Consider the following 19440-nt stretch of genomic DNA (forward strand, 5'->3'; position numbering starts at 1 on the left):
TCTGTATATCTCTTCCCGTTGGGGCGTTTCGCCGCAAAGCCGCTAAGGCGCGAAAGCCGTTTTTCCCGCTTTTCTGGCTCTAAAGGCGCCAAGCTTTTCTCCGCTTTCTTCCGAAAACCGGATCCATAGCCCCGACAGTCCCCAAACCTCGGGAGAAATCCTTCTGCTTTTTTCTTAAAAAGCGGAAGATTGGAGCCGATAGCGGGAAATAGCTCCCGATTATACTTAAAACCGCAAATCTTAAATGGCTTCGGCTCCGATCGGCATGGCAAAACATACTTATATTATATATAAATGAGTTGTCTTGAAAAAGGTTGACTCGATTAGTAATATAAAATTAGTTAAATCGGAACAAAAATAATTCTGTTCCGATTTATTTTTGTTCCATCTTTTGAGTTTGATTTGATTTTGTTAATGTGCTTGATTTGGAGTCAGCATATTTATTGATAAATGCACTCTTATTTGATTATAAAATAAAATAGATTCGAGAACTTGCTTTTTCAGATTTTCAAAATCTTCAAAGATTTCAGATAATCCAAATTCTTCTTTTAAAACACCATTTACTCTTTCTGCGACTGCATTTTCATATGGATTATAGTTTTGTGTCATGCTTATCAGAATCTTGCTTTGGGATAAATATTCCGTGTACTCTTTGCTGTAATATTGAAGACCTCTATCTGAATGATGTATGAGATTTCTACCGTATTTCATATTGCCAACAGCTATCTTTAAAGCTTCTAATATAGAAGAAGCCATTAAATTATCCGATAAATTATAACCTACAATTTTCTTCGAGTATGCATCTGTTATCAAATGCAGGTAATACGTTTGTTCTTTAGTTCTTAGATAAGTAATATCAGCAGCCCAAACCTGCTCAGGCTTATTGAGCTTGATTTCTTTTATTAAATTTGGATATTTACGCATCCAATGTCTTGAATTTGTTGTCTTGTAATATCTTCTAGCTTTAGGGACTAATAAATATTCATCACGTAAAAAATCAAACAATTTATCTCTGCCAATCTTTATTTGATATCTTTTTAAATCATCTTTCAGCATATAATGCAGTTTTCTGCCACCGGTTTTTGGCAGCTTTTGACGAACCGACATTACCAAAGATTTGAGATGCCCTTTGTCAGGAATTGACTTTAACAGATGTGATTTGCGTTTGTAATATACTTGTTTACTGTATCCAAACAATCGGCATATTTCACAAGAGCTAACCCTGTATATACGATTTATTTCTTGGACTGCTTGGAACCAGACTTTTTTACAATCTCGATTTTTAACTCGCGTTCGGCTATTTCAATAAACTTTTTAAAGACCAATAATTCTCGCTCTTTCTTAGCTAATTGAGCTTCGAGTTCTTTGATGCGTTGAGATTGAGGATCTTTCACAGGCCGTCCCAGTGTTAGTTTTTTCAGATATGTAAATTTACCATATTTTCTTAACCAACTGTCGATACAGCTATGACTTCTGATTTGGTAACGACGGCGAAGATCTGCCTTGCAAAATAATCCCAGTTCAAATTCTTTTACAACCTGTTTTTTGAATGCCTCACTAAGTGTAAGCAAGCACAATTCTTTTAAATACTTCTCTTGTTAGTGACATAATTAAGTTAATTATAGTCAACTTTTTTCAGGACGAGACACATACAAAAAAACCCCATCCGTAACGGATGGGGTTTTCAAAAGAAAGGCGACGACATACTCTCCCACAATACTGCAGTACCATCTGCGCAGGCGGGCTTAACTTCTCTGTTCGGGATGGGAAGAGGTGAGCCCCGCCGCAATAACCACCTTAAGGTTTTTAGTCCAAAGTCACAAGTCTTAAAGCCTTTCGGCTTTAATCTTTCGGCTTAAAGACTGCCCGCGACGGGCAAATATTTTAACATACTGGGATAAAGAAACAAATAAGCTTTATTTTTTAGAAAGTTCCTTCCTCCCGATTGCCCGGGAGGAAAAAGTCTGTGCATAAGCTTACGGATTATTAGTACTACTCGACTGTGACATTACTGCCTTTACATCTGTAGCCTATCAACGTGGTCATCTTCCACGATCCTTAAAAGAAATCTCATCTTGTGGTGGGTTTCGCGCTTATATGCTTTCAGCGCTTATCCCTTCCAAACGTAGCTACTCTGCGGTGCCCCTGGCGGGACAACAGATACACTAGAGGTTTGTCCAATTCGGTCCTCTCGTACTAGAATCAGATCCACTCAAATTTCTAACGCCCGCAGTAGATAGAGACCGAACTGTCTCACGACGTTCTGAACCCAGCTCGCGTGCCACTTTAATGGGCGAACAGCCCAACCCTTGGGACCTTCTCCAGCCCCAGGATGTGACGAGCCGACATCGAGGTGCCAAACCCCCCCGTCGATATGAGCTCTTGGGGGAGATCAGCCTGTTATCCCCGGCGTACCTTTTATCCTTTGAGCGATGGCCCTTCCATGCGGAACCACCGGATCACTATGCTCTACTTTCGTACCTGATCGACCTGTATGTCTCTCAGTCAAGCTCCCTTATGCCATTGCACTCTACGCACGGTTACCAAGCGTACTGAGGGAACCTTTAGAAGCCTCCGTTACTCTTTTGGAGGCGACCACCCCAGTCAAACTACCCACCAAGCACTGTCCCCCACATCGCGGGGTTAGGCCTCAGATAAACAAAGGGTTGTATTTCAACAATGACTCCACAACGCCTGGCGACGCCGCTTCATAGTCTCCAACCTATCCTACACATCATTTATCCAAGGTCAATACTAAGCTATAGTAAAGGTGCACAGGGTCTTTTCGTCCCACTGCGGGTAAACGGCATCTTCACCGTTACTACAATTTCACCGAGCTCATGGCTGAGACAGTGTCCAGATCGTTACACCATTCGTGCAGGTCGGAACTTACCCGACAAGGAATTTCGCTACCTTAGGACCGTTATAGTTACGGCCGCCGTTTACTGGGGCTTCAATTCAATGCTTCTCCGAAGATAACATCTCCTCTTAACCTTCCAGCACCGGGCAGGTGTCAGGCCCTATACTTCATCTTGCGATTTTGCAGAGCCCTGTGTTTTTGATAAACAGTCGCCTGGACCTCTTCACTGCGGCCCCGATTGCTCGGGGCGACCTTTCTCCCGAAGTTACAGGTCTATTTTGCCTAATTCCTTAGCCATGAATCTCTCGAGCACCTTAGGATTCTCTCCTCAACTACCTGTGTCGGTTTACGGTACTGGTTCTTACTGCCTGAAGTTTAGAGGTTTTTCTTGGAAGCCCTTAGGCGCACTATCTCTTTGTCCGAAGACTCCGAGTACTATCGCATTTCGCCATCTTCTACGGATTTGCCTATAAAAGATATAGCTAGGTGCTTTAACGAACTATTCCGTCAGTTCGCGGCGCTTTCATCACTCCGTCACCCCATCACAGCAATAAGAAGTACGGGAATATTAACCCGTTGGCCATCGACTGTCCCTTTCGGGTTCGCCTTAGGTCCAGACTAACCCACAGCTGATTAGCATAGCTGTGGAAACCTTAGTTTTTCGGTGTGCGGGTTTCTCGCCCGCATTATCGTTACTTATGCCTACATTTTCTTTTCTGACCGGTCCAGCACCCCTTACGGAATACCTTCTGCCCTGTCAGAATGCTCCCCTACCACTTGCAAATACATGCAAATCCATAGCTTCGGTAATATGCTTATGCCCGATTATTATCCATGCTCGTCCGCTCGACTAGTGAGCTGTTACGCACTCTTTAAATGAATGGCTGCTTCCAAGCCAACATCCTAGCTGTCTGGGCAGACAAACCTCGTTCTTTCAACTTAGCATATATTTGGGGACCTTAGCTGATGGTCTGGGTTCTTTCCCTCTCGGACTTGGACCTTAGCACCCAAGCCCTCACTGCATAGAAACATTATATAGCATTCGGAGTTTGTCAGGAATTGGTAGGCGGTGAAGCCCCCGCATCCAATCAGTAGCTCTACCTCTATATAACTTATTTATGCGCTGCACCTAAATGCATTTCGGGGAGTACGAGCTATTTCCGAGTTTGATTGGCCTTTCACCCCTACCCACAGGTCATCCGAAGACTTTTCAACGTCAACCGGTTCGGTCCTCCACTGTGTGTTACCACAGCTTCAACCTGCCCATGGGTAGATCACACGGTTTCGCGTCTAACACTACTGACTAAAGCGCCCTATTCAGACTCGCTTTCGCTGCGGATCCATGGCTTAACCACTTATCCTTGCCAGCAGCGTTAACTCGTAGGCTCATTATGCAAAAGGCACGCCGTCACCCCACTAAAGGGCTCCGACCGCTTGTAGGCGCATGGTTTCAGGATCTATTTCACTCCGTTATTCACGGTTCTTTTCACCTTTCCCTCACGGTACTGGTTCACTATCGGTCTCTCAGGAGTATTTAGCCTTAGCGGATGGTCCCGCCGAATTCAGACAGGGTTTCACGTGCCCCGCCCTACTCAGGATACCGCTATCCATTACATTTGTTGCCCGTACGGGGCTGTCACCCTCTATGGCGCTCCTTTCCAGAAGCTTCCGGTTCCTTATGCATGAAATATCGCGGTCCTACAACCCCACAACTGCCGTAACAGCTCTGGTTTGGGCTAATCCGCGTTCGCTCGCCACTACTTACGGAATCACTTTTGTTTTCTTCTCCTCCGCCTACTTAGATGTTTCAGTTCAGCGGGTTTGCCCACCTATCGGTGTGCTATATCTTCAATATAGCGGGTTGCCCCATTCGGGTATCTGCGGATCAGTCGGTGTGTGCCCGTCCCCGCAGCTTTTCGCAGCTTATCACGCCCTTCATCGCCTCTGAGAGCCTAGGCATTCCCCATGCGCCCTTATTTTGCTTATTGCACCAATCATAAAATCATTTATGACCGTTTTTCTTTGTTTTTATTATCGCTAATAAAAACGCTTTCTACTTTCTTATTATTTTCTTATCCCAATATGTCAATGAACTTTCTTATGCTTTAGGCTTAAAGCAGTATGCTTTAGGCTTTCTCAGCTTACGGCCTACAGCTTATAGCTTATAGCCCTTGGTGGAGAATAACGGAGTCGAACCGTTGACCTCCTGCGTGCAAGGCAGGCGCTCTAGCCAGCTGAGCTAATCCCCCATTTTCAATTTTAGATTTTTGAATTCAGATTTTAGATTTCTTATTCTTCTCTAATTTCTTTTGGCGAATCCCAGCATCCAGAATTTCCTTCTCTTTAAGCTTTAAAAAGTAGTCCCGGGCAGACTCGAACTGCCGACCCCTACATTATCAGTGTAGTACTCTAACCAGCTGAGCTACGAGACTCTGTTTTTTTTTTACTTAAAAGTTTATTTCTTTAAATTAACAGCAAGAGTAATGCAATTTCAAGATCCAAAACCTGCAGTCTTGGCATCCCATTTCCCAAACGTGCCTTCCGGCTAACATTTCAGGCTCTAGAAAGGAGGTGTTCCAGCCGCACCTTCCGGTACGGCTACCTTGTTACGACTTAGCCCTAGTTACCAGTTTTACCCTAGGCAGCTCCTTGCGGTCACCGACTTCAGGCACCCCCAGCTTCCATGGCTTGACGGGCGGTGTGTACAAGGCCCGGGAACGTATTCACCGGATCATGGCTGATATCCGATTACTAGCGATTCCAGCTTCACGGAGTCGAGTTGCAGACTCCGATCCGAACTGTGACCGGCTTTATAGATTCGCTCCCCCTCGCGAGGTGGCTGCTCTCTGTACCGGCCATTGTAGCACGTGTGTAGCCCAAGGCGTAAGGGCCGTGATGATTTGACGTCATCCCCACCTTCCTCACAGTTTGCACTGGCAGTCTTGTTAGAGTTCCCGACATCACTCGCTGGCAACTAACAACAGGGGTTGCGCTCGTTATAGGACTTAACCTGACACCTCACGGCACGAGCTGACGACAACCATGCAGCACCTTGTAAACTGTCTTGCGAAAGATCTGTTTCCAAATCGGTCAGTCTGCATTTAAGCCTTGGTAAGGTTCCTCGCGTATCATCGAATTAAACCACATGCTCCACCGCTTGTGCGGGCCCCCGTCAATTCCTTTGAGTTTCAAACTTGCGTTCGTACTCCCCAGGTGGGATACTTATCACTTTCGCTTAGCCACTGATGTTGCCACCAACAGCTAGTATCCATCGTTTACGGCGTGGACTACCAGGGTATCTAATCCTGTTCGCTACCCACGCTTTCGTCCATCAGCGTCAATCCACCGGTAGTAACCTGCCTTCGCAATTGGTATTCCATGTAATCTCTAAGCATTTCACCGCTACACTACATATTCTAGTTACTTCCCAGTAATTCAAGTCCAGCAGTATCAATGGCCGTTCCACCGTTGAGCGATGGGCTTTCACCACTGACTTACAAGACCGCCTACAGACCCTTTAAACCCAATGATTCCGGATAACGCTTGGATCCTCCGTATTACCGCGGCTGCTGGCACGGAGTTAGCCGATCCTTATTCTTACGGTACCGTCAAGCTCCTACACGTAGGAGTGTTTCTTCCCGTACAAAAGCAGTTTACAATCCATAGGACCGTCATCCTGCACGCGGCATGGCTGGTTCAGACTTGCGTCCATTGACCAATATTCCTCACTGCTGCCTCCCGTAGGAGTCTGGTCCGTGTCTCAGTACCAGTGTGGGGGATCTCCCTCTCAGGACCCCTACCCATCGTAGCCTTGGTAAGCCGTTACCTTACCAACTAGCTAATGGGACGCATGCTCATCTTCCACCGTTGTGACTTTAATCATATCCCGATGCCGGAACATGATGCTATGAGGTATTAATCCAAATTTCTCTGGGCTATCCCTCTGTGGAAGGCAGATTGCATACGCGTTACGCACCCGTGCGCCGGTCTCTGCCGATAAATCGGCATACCCCTCGACTTGCATGTGTTAAGCCTGCCGCTAGCGTTCATCCTGAGCCAGGATCAAACTCTTCATCGTATATTTTAATATTATATTATCGATGCCTCTTCTATCGGTTCTTTTCGAATCTCTCGATTCCATTACTCTTATTCTTTTGTTGTCTTATCTTTAAGATAAGACGGCTGTCAATTCAATATGTCTACGAACGTTGTTTCTTCTGTATTCCACTTGTGTTTCAAAGCGGGTGCAAAACTAAAAATTCTTTTTGTTTCCTGCAAGAAAAATTTAAAAAATTTTTGAAGCTTTTTTTCGCCTCACTTTTCCAATTCCCCTTCCGATCTTTCAATGGACTTTCCGCGTTTTGCGGGGTGCAAATGTAAAAAGCTTTTTCTTTTCCCGCAAGCTTTTTCCAATCTTTTTTTTCGAAAATTTCTTTTCGCTGATCTTCTGAAGCTGCCGGAATTTCTAAGAGCGTTTTTCGCTGTTGCGGGTGCAAAAGTAGCGCCTTTTTCCGCTTTTCCAACTCTTTTCAACGATTATTTTAAATCTTTTTTCCGCTTTTTTCCTAACCTTCTCATAACACGGAGTTTACACTCTGGATATTTTTCATAGCGCGTAAGGTTTTTCTTGGAATGGCTGGCATTTTCTTATTTTGCCATACTTCCCGGCATCAGTTTTTATCGGATTTTCAGCATTTGGCGCCTTTTTCAAAAGTTTTTTCATGATTTCGAAATCTTCCATTTCCCCAAACGCCTCTCCTGAAACCGCATTTTTAGCCCCGATAGTCCCGAAGCCTCGGGAGAAATCCTTTTTGGGCCGGGTTTCGGCCCAAAAAGATTGCAGCGCATAGCGGGAAACAGCTCCTGAAAAAACCTAATTTCAAAAACCACCCTTATATATGTCGAGCATAAGACGCACTGCAGTGCGTCTCTACAGAAAAACGGGAATTTGATTGCGAACATACCTATACAAATAAACCCGACAGGTTTTCAAAACCTGTCGGGTTGTAAAAGCGAATTGCTCTTATATATGTAGCGCAAGAAAACATACTTATTATAATAAAGTAATCTTGTACATATATATTGTATGTATTTTTGTAATCATGTATATTTGCATTCACAAAATTATAAACAATGATCAAGATTACTTTACCCGATGGGTCAATTAGAGAGTTCGCTTCGGGCGTAACTCCAATGGAGGTCGCTAAAAACATTAGCGAAGGTTTTGCAAGAAATGTTATTTCTGCATCTTTTAATGGTACAACTATTGAAACCGAAACTCCATTAACGACCGACGGTAATCTTATATTATATACTTGGAATGATGCTGAAGGTAAAAAAGCTTTCTGGCATTCAACTTCGCACGTAATGGCTCAAGCGCTTGAGGAATTGTACCCTGGAATTAAATTAACTCTAGGACCAGCAATTGCTAATGGGTTTTATTATGATGTAGATTTTGAAGATCAGAAAATTTCTGAGGCTGATTTCAAAAAAATCGAAGATCGTATTCTTGAAATTGCAAGAGGAAAGTTTGACTTTAAAATGCGTCCGGTAACTAAAGCGGAAGCATTGGAGATGTATAAAGATAACGTTTACAAGACTGAATTGATTTCAAACCTTGAAGATGGAACTATTACATTCTGCGACCACTCAACTTTTACTGATTTATGCCGTGGCGGACATATTCCAAACACTGGAATTATCAAAGCTGTGAAAATTATGAGCGTTGCTGGTGCTTACTGGAGAGGTGACGAGAAAAATAAACAGTTAACTCGTGTTTACGGAACTTCTTTCCCTAAGCAAAAAGATTTAACTGAATATCTTGAACTTCTTGAAGAGGCAAAACGCCGTGATCACCGTAAATTAGGAAAAGAACTTGAATTATTCGCTTTTTCTCAAAAAGTAGGTCAAGGACTGCCTTTATGGCTGCCAAAAGGAGCTGCATTAAGAGATCGCTTGGAGCAATTTTTAAAAAGAGCTCAGAAGAAAGCTGGATACGAGCAAGTTGTGAGTCCACATATTGGACAGAAAGAGCTTTATGTTACTTCTGGGCACTATGCGAAATATGGAGCTGACAGTTTCCAACCAATTCATACTCCTGCTGAGGGTGAAGAATTTTTACTAAAACCAATGAACTGTCCTCACCACTGTGAGATTTACAATGTAAGACCTTGGTCATATAAAGATTTACCTAAGCGATATGCTGAATTTGGTACTGTTTACAGATATGAGCAATCTGGCGAATTACATGGTTTAACTCGTGTTAGAGGATTTACTCAGGATGATGCACATATTTTCTGTACTCCAGAGCAGTTGGATGAAGAGTTCAAAAAAGTAATTGACCTTGTACTATATGTATTTGGTTCGTTAGGTTTTGAAAACTTCACCGCTCAGATTTCATTGAGAGATCAGGAAAATAGAGACAAGTATATTGGTACAGATGAAAACTGGGAAAAGGCTGAAAATGCTATCATTAATGCAGCAAAAGACAAAGGTCTTAATACTGTTGTAGAATATGGTGAAGCTGCATTTTACGGTCCGAAACTAGATTTTATGGTAAAAGATGCTTTGGGAAGACAATGGCAATTAGGAACGATTCAGGTAGATTACAATTTGCCAGAGCGTTTTGAATTGACATACAAAGGCGCTGATAATGAATTACATCGCCCTGTTATGATCCACAGAGCTCCTTTTGGATCTATGGAACGTTTTATAGCGATTTTACTAGAACATACCGCAGGAAATTTCCCACTTTGGCTAATGCCTGAGCAAGCTATTATCTTGTCTTTGAGCGAGAAATACGAAAATTATGCTAAAAAAGTTTTAGATTTGCTAGAAAATCACGAAATTCGCGCCCTAATTGACAACCGAAATGAAACTATCGGTAAGAAAATTAGAGATGCAGAAATGCAGAAAATTCCATTTATGCTTATCGTTGGTGAGGAAGAAGAGAAAAACGGTACGATTTCTATTCGTCGTCACGGGCAAGAAGGAAAAGGCAATATCACAGTTTCTATCGAAGAATTTGCTTCGATTGTAGACGAAGAAATAAAAAAGACATTAAAAGTATTTACAGTTTAACTTAAATTAGAAAGTCATAGCAATAAAAAGTAACAGAGGTTTTCAACCTCGAGTAGAAAAAAAAGATGCGCACAGAATAAACAATCTTATTCGTGTTCCTGAAGTACGTCTTGTAGGTGAAAACATTGAACCTGGAGTTTTTAAAATCGCTGATGCGTTACGTTTAGCTGATCAATTTGAATTGGATCTAGTTGAAATTTCGCCAAATGCGGAACCGCCGGTTTGCAAAATCATGGATTACAAGAAATTTGTTTACGAACAAAAGAAGCGTGATAAAGCACTTAAAGCTAAATCATCTCAAGTTGTTGTAAAAGAAATTCGTTTTGGTCCTCAGACAGATGAGCATGATTATGAGTTTAAAAGAAAGAACGCTGAAAAATTCCTAAAAGAAGGAGCTAAATTAAAAGCTTTCGTTTTCTTCAAAGGACGTTCTATCATTTACAAAGATCAAGGTCAGATTCTATTATTACGTCTTGCTCAAGATTTAGAGGAACACGGTAAAGTTGAGGCTATGCCAGTTTTGGAAGGAAAGAGAATGATTATGTTCATTGCTCCTAAAAAGAAAAAATAATTATTTGGCTTTAAGCAATAAGCTGTAAGCTTTAAGCAAAAAACATTTGCCTAAAGCTTACAGCCTAAAGCCTAAAGCTTAAAAAATATAAGTAAGTAAGAATAAATTAAAACACTAGGAAAAATGCCTAAAATGAAAACAAAATCTAGCGCTAAGAAACGTTTTAAAGTTACTGGCTCTGGAAAGATTAAAAGAAAGCATGCTTTTAAAAGTCACATCTTGACTAAAAAATCTAAAAAACGTAAATTAGCTTTGACACACTCAGCGCTAGTTCACCAAACAGATATGAAAAGCATCAAACAACAATTAAGAATTATCTAATAAGTCTAAAGTTAGAAAGTCCTAAAGTCAAAAGAAATTTTCTTTCAACATTTGGCTTTCGACATTTGACTAAAGATCTTCTTTAGGTTAAAAAATTATTTATATAACCTTGGAGTATGGCTTTAAGTTCCTTTGATTCAATTCAGGACGCCTGCTACAAAAAAACATTAAAATTATGCCAAGATCGGTAAATTCAGTTGCTAAAAGAGCAAGAAGAAAAAAAATAATGAAGCAAGCCAAAGGTTTCTTTGGTAGACGTAAAAACGTTTGGACAGTTGCTAAGAACGCGGTAGAGAAAGCGATGAGCTACGCTTACCGTGACAGAAAACAGAATAAAAGAAATTTCCGTTCATTATGGATTCAACGTATCAACGCTGGAGCTAGATTAGAGGGAATGTCTTATTCTCAATTCATGGGTAAAGTTAAAGCTAATGGAATCGAATTGAACCGTAAAGTTCTTGCAGATTTAGCTATGAACCACCCAGAAGCTTTCAAAGCTATTCTTAATAAAGTAAAATAAAACGTTTTATAAACTCAATTTAAGATTACTTACTTATTATAAAAAAACCATCCGTTAATTCGGATGGTTTTTTGTTTTTACGACAATCTTTACCAAATAATAAATTACATTTACTATAATTAACTTTCTTTAAAATGCAGAACGCGCTTATCCATCATATTCAAAAGTTTATTAATCTAGAGCTTTCTGAGATTGATTTGCTGGAGTCTTGTCTTGCTATCTCGCGGATTAAGAAAAAAGATCATGCATTGCAGGAAGGGCAAATATGCAATACAATGTATTTTATCGCAAAAGGATGTATGCGCCAGTATATCATTAATTCTAAAGGTGCAGAACAAACTCTTCAATTTGGCATTGAAAACTGGTGGATAACCGATTATTTGAGCTATCATAATCATACACCATCTAGTTTTTATTTGCAGGCAGTTGAAAACTCAGAAGTTATTGCTCTCGATAAAACGGTTTTAGAGTCGCTCCTGATTGAAATTCCAAATCTTGAAAGATACTTTAGAATCGTTACTCAAAAAAGCTTCGGTGCGATGCAAATGCGAATTAAATTCTTGTTTACGATGTCTGCTGAAGAAAGATACCATCATTTTAATGACCATTTCCCTGAATTTGTTCAGCGCGTTCCGCAATATATGCTTGCTTCCTATTTAGATTTTCGGCTGAATTTATGAGTAAAATAAGAGCCGGAAAAGTCTGATTTGAATTTCTTGAAGTAGTTCAAGTTTTTAAAAGCATACATTACTGACCTTTGTAATGAACTTTTAAAACATATAAAAATGAAACCAAGAATCGTTATCCCGAATGTTGCTCCAGAAGCTTATCAAGCCATGTTAGGTTTAGAAAAATATATTTCTTCAACTTCATTAACTCCTGTTCATAAAGAATTGATTAAAATTCGCGCCTCACAAATCAATGGCTGTGCTTATTGTATCAAAATGCATACTGCCGATGCCAGAAAACTAGGGGTTACAGAGGAGCGCATATATCTGCTAAGCGCGTGGCGAGAAGCCGATTTTTATTCTGAAGAAGAAAAAGCAATATTAGCTTTGACTGAAGAAATTACTTTAATAAGCAATCACGTTTCTGAAGAAGTTTATCAAAATGCAGCCAAATTATTTGATGAAAAATACCTTGCCGAAATCATTTTAGCGATCATCACAATTAATGCTTGGAACAGAATCGGAATTACAACCGGAATGAGAGCAGAATAATTTATAAAGAGAATATTTACAAGCTCATAACGCTTTGAAGCCCTTATAAAAAAAGGGCTTTTCGTATTTATTTAATAATCAGAATTAAAAAAAAGAAAAAATGAAAATAATTGAAAATACCGTATTTATACTCTTTCATGGTTTCTGGAATTATTTATTTTTGGCGCATGAAACCAAAAGGAATACAATTTTCACTATACATAATTCTAATTTTTACGCTTTTTTTTGCCTGTCAGAAAAGAAAAAACTTTACGGCAGATACTACAAATAATAAGGTCGAAATCGAAAAGAATATAAATGCAGCTGATTCATTCTACAAAAATAAAAAGTTTGATAGTGCATTTTATTTTTACAACAGAGCAAGAACAAAATGCAATCCTAATGAAGATGCCAAAAGCTATGTTTATTGTATGTACTATATGGCCGAAATTCAGCAAGACCACGAAGATTTTATTGGAAGCACTAAGACAGCAACAGAAACAGTTCCTTATTTAAAGAAAATAAACGATCCAAATCACGTATGGAACATTTACAGTGTTTTGGGCAGAAACTATTATTATACTTACGATTATCCAAATGCTATTTACTATTACTCCAAAGCATTTGCTCTGAAGGTAGACAGAATCAATATACTTGAAGCAAAAAACAATATCGCTACTATTTATCTTGACCAAGGTAAATACAATAAAGCACTGCAAATTTTCTTATCCATAAGCAAAGAAAAAATTGTACAGGAAAAGCCAATATATTATGCCAAAGTACTAGATTATATCGGTCTTTGTTATTTCAAACTCAAGAATGGGAAAGCTTTGGCTTTTTTTGAAAAGAGCATACAAATAAACTCTGAGGCAAAGAATGAAGATGGTTTAGGCAAAACGTATTATAATCTTGCCCAATATTATCACAACAATAAGTCTTTAGCGATGATGTATGCCAAATTAAGCTACAAAAACTACACATTATCTGACAATAGCAATAATCGCTTACTTGCATTAAAATTTATTATAGAAAACACTAATTCTCCCGCTGAGATAAAAGAAAAGGCTCTTCTTTATATAAAAGAGAATCATCGCATTTATGCCTTCAGACAAAAAGCAAAAAATCAATTTGCAAAAATGAAATATGATTCTAAAAGGGAGAAAGAGGAAAACTTAAAATTAAAGGCTCAAAAAATCAAAAACGAACTTCAATTAGAAAAACAGGAAAGTAAAAATATTATCTCATATATCATCATTATTTTAGTATCATGCTTGATTGTATTTGTTTATTACTATTTAAATGCACGAAATAATCGTCAAAAAATTGAAGCAGCTTATCAAAGCGAAACTAGAATTTCAAAAAAACTGCATGACGAACTGGCTAATGACATTTATCATACACTGGCTTTTGTTGAGAATAGAAATCTTTCTGCTGAAGAAAACCGAAGCCACTTATTGAAAAAACTAGATGATATTTATTCTCGAACACGGGATGTATCAAAAGAAAACAATCCAATTTTAGGCAATCAAAATTTTACAATTTCACTTAAAGAAATGATTTCCGGGTTTAATACGCCTAAAATAAACTTACTAATAAATGGATTAGATGAAATTTCATGGAATCAGTTGGATGAAATTAAAAAAACATCTGTGTACAGAATCATCCAAGAATTGCTGGTCAACATGAAAAAACATAGTGACGCCACTTTAGTTGCCATCACTTTTAAAAAGAGAAACAACACTATTATAATTAATTATACCGACAACGGAAAAGGAATTGATTCAAGCAAAATGGTTCATAAAAATGGTTTGCATAATATTGAAAATCGAATTCGAGCTATAAAAGGTGAGGTTGAAATTCATTCAGATTTTGGAAAAGGTTTTAAGCTTTTAATTAAATTCCCAGTATAATGATTAAAAACTTGCTCCGCTTTTTTCAAAAGAAAATTATTCTTTTTTGTTTGCTGATCATTTGTGTGATCTTAGCTGCACTTTTTTTCGTACAGTTTTCTGAAACAAAAAAACAGCAAAAAAAACTTCCTAAAATCGATCTATCAATTAAAATAAAAAAAACATTAGAAAAAGCTCATGTTTTTTTTGATGCCGGAAAATATGACAGTGCCTATTTTTACTTCAACAAAACACAATTGCTATGTGATCCGAAAGAAGATTATGCAGATGAATATGTTGGTTCATTAAACTACATGGTCGAAATCTTGCAACGATATGGCAATTTTTATGAAGCGGAAACTAACCTTATAAAAGCATTTCCTTATTTAGAAAAAACATCTAGTAAAAAATATGCCATTAATGCTTACACGTTTATGGCTTTCAACTATTTTTATACTTATAATAACGAAAAAGCGCTTTATTACCATAGAAAAGCATTAAAAACAGCAATATCCACATTTAGAAAAGCGCGAATATTATCTGAAATTGCATTTGTTTATGTCCAACAAAAAAAATTCCAAGAAGCAAAAGATATATTAGAACCAATATCCAAGTACAAAATTGTAGATAAAGTTACACCTTCAAATACAAACATTGTACGTTCAGGTATGTTGTATAATTTAGCTCTCGCGTACATAGGCCTTGGAAACCATAAAGAACAAGCTTTAAAATGTCTTGACGAAAGTTTGGAATTAACTATTCCATACAATAATGATTTTGAGCTAATTGCCAACTATTTTGGCTATTATCTTTATTATTCAAAATATTATAATCCAGAACTTAAAAAATTTTATGCGGAGCAATCATATCATGCTGCAAAACGAGCAAAATCAGCTGGGAATGAAATCGACAGATTAGCCGATCTACTTGAGATGGACAAGGCCGAAAATGCAAAAAAATACTGGAAAATTTATACTCGAAAAAATGATAGCCTCTATTTAAGCAGAAAAACGGCAAAAAATCAATTTGCTGACGTCATATACGACTCAAAGAAAGATAAAGAAGAAAACTTTGAACTCAAAAATCAAAAAGCAGAGAGAGAATTACAATTGCAAAGACAAAAAAACAGAAGCTATATTTCTTACGTCGTAATTTCTTTAAGTCTATTTATTATCCTTTTTTTAATATTTTATATCACTACGAAAGGCAAACGGGAAAAAAACGACATTATGCTTAAAAGTGAAATGAGAATATCTCAGAAATTGCATAGTGAACTTAACTCAAACATATATGAGACATTATTATTTATTCAGGATTATAATCTAGAAGACAAATGCAATAAAGAAAAACTGCTCAATAGTTTAAATAGCATTTATTCGAAAACTAGAAACATATCGAGAGAAAATAGCAAAGTTCTCACAGATGATCGATACGTGGGCGCATTAAAGGAAATGATTTCAGAATACAAAACTCAAAATGTAAATATTATCCTCAATGGCTTTGATTCAATTCCTTGGAATAAAATTGACAAGAATAAAAAAATAATACTCTATCGAATTTTACAAGAATTATTATTCCACATGAAAAAATCTAACAGTTCGAGTTTAGTAAGCATTATTACCAAGGAAATAGACAAAAACCTAGTAATTTATTACACTGATAATAGTAATGAGATTACTTCAGAAAATAGTATTTTAGAAAAAAGACTACAAAATGTGGAAAACCGTATTGAAACAATAAAAGGAACAATTAATTTTGACGCAAATTCAGAAAGTGGTTTTAAAATAAGTTTCAAATTACCAATATAACACAATATATGTTTAAAAAAGTTTTAGTTGCCGAAGATCTAGACAGTATCAGCATTGCAGTTGTTCAAGTGCTAGAAGAGTTGCAAGTTCCTGTAATTCATCACGTGAAGTATTGCGACGAAGGTTTGCTTAAAGTAAAAAAGGCAGTGGCAGACAAAGAACCATATGATTTACTAATTACCGATTTATCATTTAAATCTGATCATAGAAAGGTAAATTTAAATAGCGGTGATGAACTTATTGGCGCTATAAATAATGTACAGCCAGAATTAAAAAAGATTGTATTTTCTATAGAAGACAAAAGCTACAGAATTAAAACTCTTTTTAATGAATTAGGCATCAATGCGTATGTTTCTAAAGGAAGAAATAGTATTGCTGAGTTAAGAAATGCTATTGAAAGCACATTCAATAATGAAGAAAAAATACTTTCTTCTGATTTGTCTTTTAGTTTCAACGATAAGTCTCTAATTGAAATAGAATCATACGATATTTCAATTTTAAAGCTTTTATCACAAGGCTACATTTTAGAAAGCATTTCTAAAGAATTTAAAGACTTGTCTATAACGCCAAACGGAACGAGCAGTATCGAGAAAAGAATCAATAAATTGAAAATTTACTTTAAAGCGAACAACAATGTGCATTTGATTGCAATCGCAAAAGATTTCGGATTGGTGTAATTTTTATCACGCTTTACGGGTTTCCGTAAGGATTACATTTTTTAGACCTCTAAATTTGTAATAACCTACAGCCTACCAATGAAACCAAAAAGTAAAGCAAGTATTATTTTCTCTAAAATTAATACTACACAAAACAAAATTATTATGAAAACAATGTTACTTTGTCTCTTTTTATCAATTAGTTTCGCGCTTATTTCTGAAAAAACGGGCTGGCTCGAGATCGATTGGAAAATAATATTTATTCCAGCATTGTTAGTGCTGCAAATTATCATTATTGGAACAGCGTTAAAAAATCGATATAAAAAACATTAATCAGTTTTAAGTAAGGCTTAATTATTGCAGAAAGAGAAAATCTATATCTTAGTTGCATTAAATTTTACATGAAAAAAAATCTTAGCCTTCTCTTATTATTAGTTACATTTTTATCTTTTGCGCAAACCAAAGTCCTATCTTGGAATATTCAGAACTTTGGAAAATCTAAATCTGATATCGTTTTAAATAATATTGCCAAAACAATTTCCAGCTATGATATCATTGCCATTCAAGAAGTTGTTGCTGGTAATGGAGGTGCGCAAACCGTTGCTAAGCTTGCAGAATTACTTAACGAAAAAGGAAACAAATGGGATTACAGAATAAGCGATCCTACCTCTAGCAGCAGTTACAAAACGGAACGTTATGCATTTATTTGGAAAACTCATAAAGCTAAATTGAAAAGCAAACCTTGGCTAGAGAGAAAATTTAACTTAGAAATTGATCGTGAGCCCTATTTTGCCACATTTGAAATTAACAAAAAAACAATCACACTGGTTAGTTTTCATGCCATTACGCAAAAAAAACAGCCCGAAACCGAAATCAAATATTTTAAATTTCTGCCAAACGAATATCCAGATTTAAATCTCGTTTTCTTAGGCGATTTCAACTGCCCCGAAAAACATTCTGTTTTTAATCCGTTAAAAAAAATGGGGTATGCACCTGTTTTAAAAAATCAAAAAACGACTCTCAAACATAAATGCAAAAACAATGTTTGCCTTGCCTCTGAATTTGATAATATCTTTTACAATACAGCAAATGTAAAGGTCATCAATTCTGGAATCATTAAATTTTATGAAGGTTTTGATTCACTCCAAGAAGCACGAAAAATATCAGACCACATTCCGATTTGGTTTGAATTTTCTTTAAACTAATTTAGGTTTTAAGCTTCTTTTTTCTAGCTGCCGGGAACAAAACATTATTCAAAATCAATCTGTATCCTGGAGAATTCGGATGCAAATCTAAAACCGTTGGCGGGTCTCCAACCTGATGCTGAAAATCTTCTGGGTCATGTCCTCCAAAAAAAGTAAACATTCCCTTGCCTTTTTCTCCATGAATATATCTCGATTCTCCATTCAATTCGCACGTACCCATAATGAGAATATTTGATTTTATCAATGAAGTATCAAATGAAGTCGTCTGTCCCATAAAGCCTTTTACCAATTGCGTATGATTTTGGCATAACATACTCGGAATCGGATCCCATTTGGCAGAAAACTCCATTAGCGTAAAATAATCTTTCTCCATCAACACTCTCCTTTTTGTTGTCATATCGATATCTGAAAATTCATACACTTCTGGCCTTCTTTCTAGAGTAAAATTTTTAAAGGCAAAAGAATTATTATAATTTAATTTTGATTGATAATTCGATTCGCTTGGATCACCGTCAAACATAGTTTCACAAATATCTACGCCATCTGCAGCAAGTGCAATATCAAAACTATCTGTCGCAGAGCACATGGCAAACATAAACCCGCCGCCAATTACAAAATCTCTAATTTTTTTTGCAACTGCACCTTTTTCTTGAGACACTTTTGCATATCCTAATTTTGCCGCCAAAGCTTCAGCATCTTTTTTCTGGTCTATATACCAAGGCGTATTTTTGTAAGCTGCATAAAATTTTCCGTATTGCCCGGTAAAATCTTCGTGATGCAGATGCAGCCAATCATACATTAATAATTGGTCGCTTAAAACTTCTTCGTCATAAATTGGCGTAAAAGGAATTTCGGCATAAGTAAGAACCAAAGTCACAGCATCATCCCAAGGCTGTTTCCCTTTTGGAGTATAAACGGCTATTTTAGGAGCTTTTTCCAGAATTACAGATTCCATATTCTGAGAAGGGCTCGAAATTTCATTCAATATAGAGGCTTGTTCGCTATCTGAAATCACTTCAAAACTAACACCTCTTATTTTACATTCTTTTCTAATTTCATCAGCGTCAGGAAGCAAAAAAGAACCTCCACGGTAATTTAAAAGCCAACTCGCCTTATAATCTCTACTCAAACACCAATAAGTAATTCCGTATGCCTTTAAATGATTTTGCTGTGTAGATTCATCCATCGGAAGTAAGATAAACGAAGCCCTTGCATTAAATGCAGTTAGCAATATAAAAATGTAGAATAAGCTCTTATTCATCAGAAAATTATTTTAGTAAAGATATAAAAGGTAACTGCAAAAAATAAATGCTTCGCCCCTTTTGTGGCAT

11 protein-coding genes, 2 tRNA genes, 3 rRNA genes and 1 pseudogene are annotated in these 19440 nt (G+C 37.5%); 10 read left to right on the forward strand and 7 right to left on the reverse strand.

Annotated features, from left to right (window positions below):
- Positions 1–414 precede the first annotated feature (414 nt).
- The 6 genes and pseudogenes from N4T20_RS00120 to N4T20_RS00145 form a co-directional block, all read right to left on the reverse strand.
- Positions 415–1577 (reverse strand): annotated as a pseudogene (locus tag N4T20_RS00120) (IS3 family transposase); the annotation flags it as partial.
- A 113-nt stretch (positions 1578–1690) separates the two neighbouring features.
- Positions 1691–1800, reverse strand: a 5S ribosomal RNA gene (rrf, locus tag N4T20_RS00125).
- Positions 1801–1966: 166 nt separating this feature from the next.
- Positions 1967–4849, reverse strand: a 23S ribosomal RNA gene (locus N4T20_RS00130).
- A 183-nt stretch (positions 4850–5032) separates the two neighbouring features.
- Positions 5033–5109, reverse strand: a tRNA-Ala gene (locus tag N4T20_RS00135).
- Between the two features lie 109 nt (positions 5110–5218).
- A tRNA-Ile gene (locus N4T20_RS00140) sits at positions 5219–5292 on the reverse strand.
- A gap of 132 nt (positions 5293–5424) precedes the next feature.
- Positions 5425–6938: ribosomal RNA gene (locus tag N4T20_RS00145) — 16S ribosomal RNA — on the reverse strand.
- The 16S, 23S and 5S rRNA genes sit together here with 2 tRNA genes alongside, the layout of an rRNA operon.
- Before the next feature lie 1055 nt (positions 6939–7993).
- Here N4T20_RS00145 and thrS point away from each other — a divergent pair.
- The 10 genes from thrS to N4T20_RS00195 all read left to right on the forward strand — a co-directional run bounded on the left by thrS (position 7994) and on the right by N4T20_RS00195 (position 18109).
- Positions 7994–9940, forward strand: coding sequence for a threonine--tRNA ligase (gene thrS, locus N4T20_RS00150; protein WP_260671160.1), 1947 nt, complete (start codon positions 7994–7996; stop codon positions 9938–9940).
- 16 nt (positions 9941–9956) lie between these two features.
- The gene (gene infC, locus N4T20_RS00155) at positions 9957–10511 is read left to right on the forward strand and encodes a translation initiation factor IF-3 (protein WP_095931668.1); all 555 of its coding nucleotides are present in this window, start codon (positions 9957–9959) and stop codon (positions 10509–10511) included.
- A 123-nt stretch (positions 10512–10634) separates the two neighbouring features.
- Entirely contained in the window at positions 10635–10832 is a 198-nt protein-coding gene (rpmI, locus tag N4T20_RS00160) for a 50S ribosomal protein L35 (protein ID WP_026727505.1), read from the forward strand.
- Between the two features lie 175 nt (positions 10833–11007).
- Positions 11008–11352, forward strand: a complete 345-nt coding sequence (rplT, locus tag N4T20_RS00165; RefSeq protein WP_008464948.1) for a 50S ribosomal protein L20 — start codon at positions 11008–11010, stop codon at positions 11350–11352.
- 134 nt (positions 11353–11486) lie between these two features.
- Positions 11487–12032, forward strand: a complete 546-nt coding sequence (locus tag N4T20_RS00170; protein ID WP_260671161.1) for a Crp/Fnr family transcriptional regulator — start codon at positions 11487–11489, stop codon at positions 12030–12032.
- 105 nt (positions 12033–12137) lie between these two features.
- Positions 12138–12572 carry a carboxymuconolactone decarboxylase family protein gene (locus N4T20_RS00175; RefSeq protein ID WP_260671162.1) on the forward strand — a complete coding sequence of 145 codons (435 nt, stop codon included), beginning with the start codon at positions 12138–12140 and terminating at the stop codon, positions 12570–12572.
- Positions 12573–12682: 110 nt separating this feature from the next.
- Positions 12683–14461 (forward strand): tetratricopeptide repeat-containing sensor histidine kinase, encoded by a 1779-nt coding sequence (locus N4T20_RS00180; RefSeq protein WP_260671163.1) that lies wholly within the window; start codon positions 12683–12685, stop codon positions 14459–14461.
- Positions 14461–16248 (forward strand): tetratricopeptide repeat-containing sensor histidine kinase, encoded by a 1788-nt coding sequence (locus N4T20_RS00185; protein WP_260671164.1) that lies wholly within the window; start codon positions 14461–14463, stop codon positions 16246–16248. Before N4T20_RS00180 ends, N4T20_RS00185 begins: the two co-directional genes overlap by 1 nt.
- An 8-nt stretch (positions 16249–16256) precedes the next feature.
- On the forward strand, positions 16257–16925 hold the full coding sequence (locus tag N4T20_RS00190) for a response regulator (protein WP_260671165.1): 669 nt from the start codon (positions 16257–16259) through the stop codon (positions 16923–16925).
- A 380-nt stretch (positions 16926–17305) separates the two neighbouring features.
- Positions 17306–18109 carry an endonuclease/exonuclease/phosphatase family protein gene (locus tag N4T20_RS00195; protein ID WP_260671166.1) on the forward strand — a complete coding sequence of 268 codons (804 nt, stop codon included), beginning with the start codon at positions 17306–17308 and terminating at the stop codon, positions 18107–18109.
- Position 18110: 1 nt separating this feature from the next.
- On the opposite strand, the gene N4T20_RS00200 is transcribed toward N4T20_RS00195, so the two are convergent.
- Positions 18111–19370, reverse strand: coding sequence for an asparagine synthetase B (locus N4T20_RS00200; RefSeq protein ID WP_260671167.1), 1260 nt, complete (start codon positions 19368–19370; stop codon positions 18111–18113).
- Positions 19371–19440 lie beyond the last annotated feature (70 nt).

Origin of the sequence: Flavobacterium sp. TR2 (genome assembly GCF_025252405.1) — a bacterium.
In the GTDB taxonomy this organism is placed as follows: Bacteria; Bacteroidota; Bacteroidia; order Flavobacteriales; family Flavobacteriaceae; genus Flavobacterium.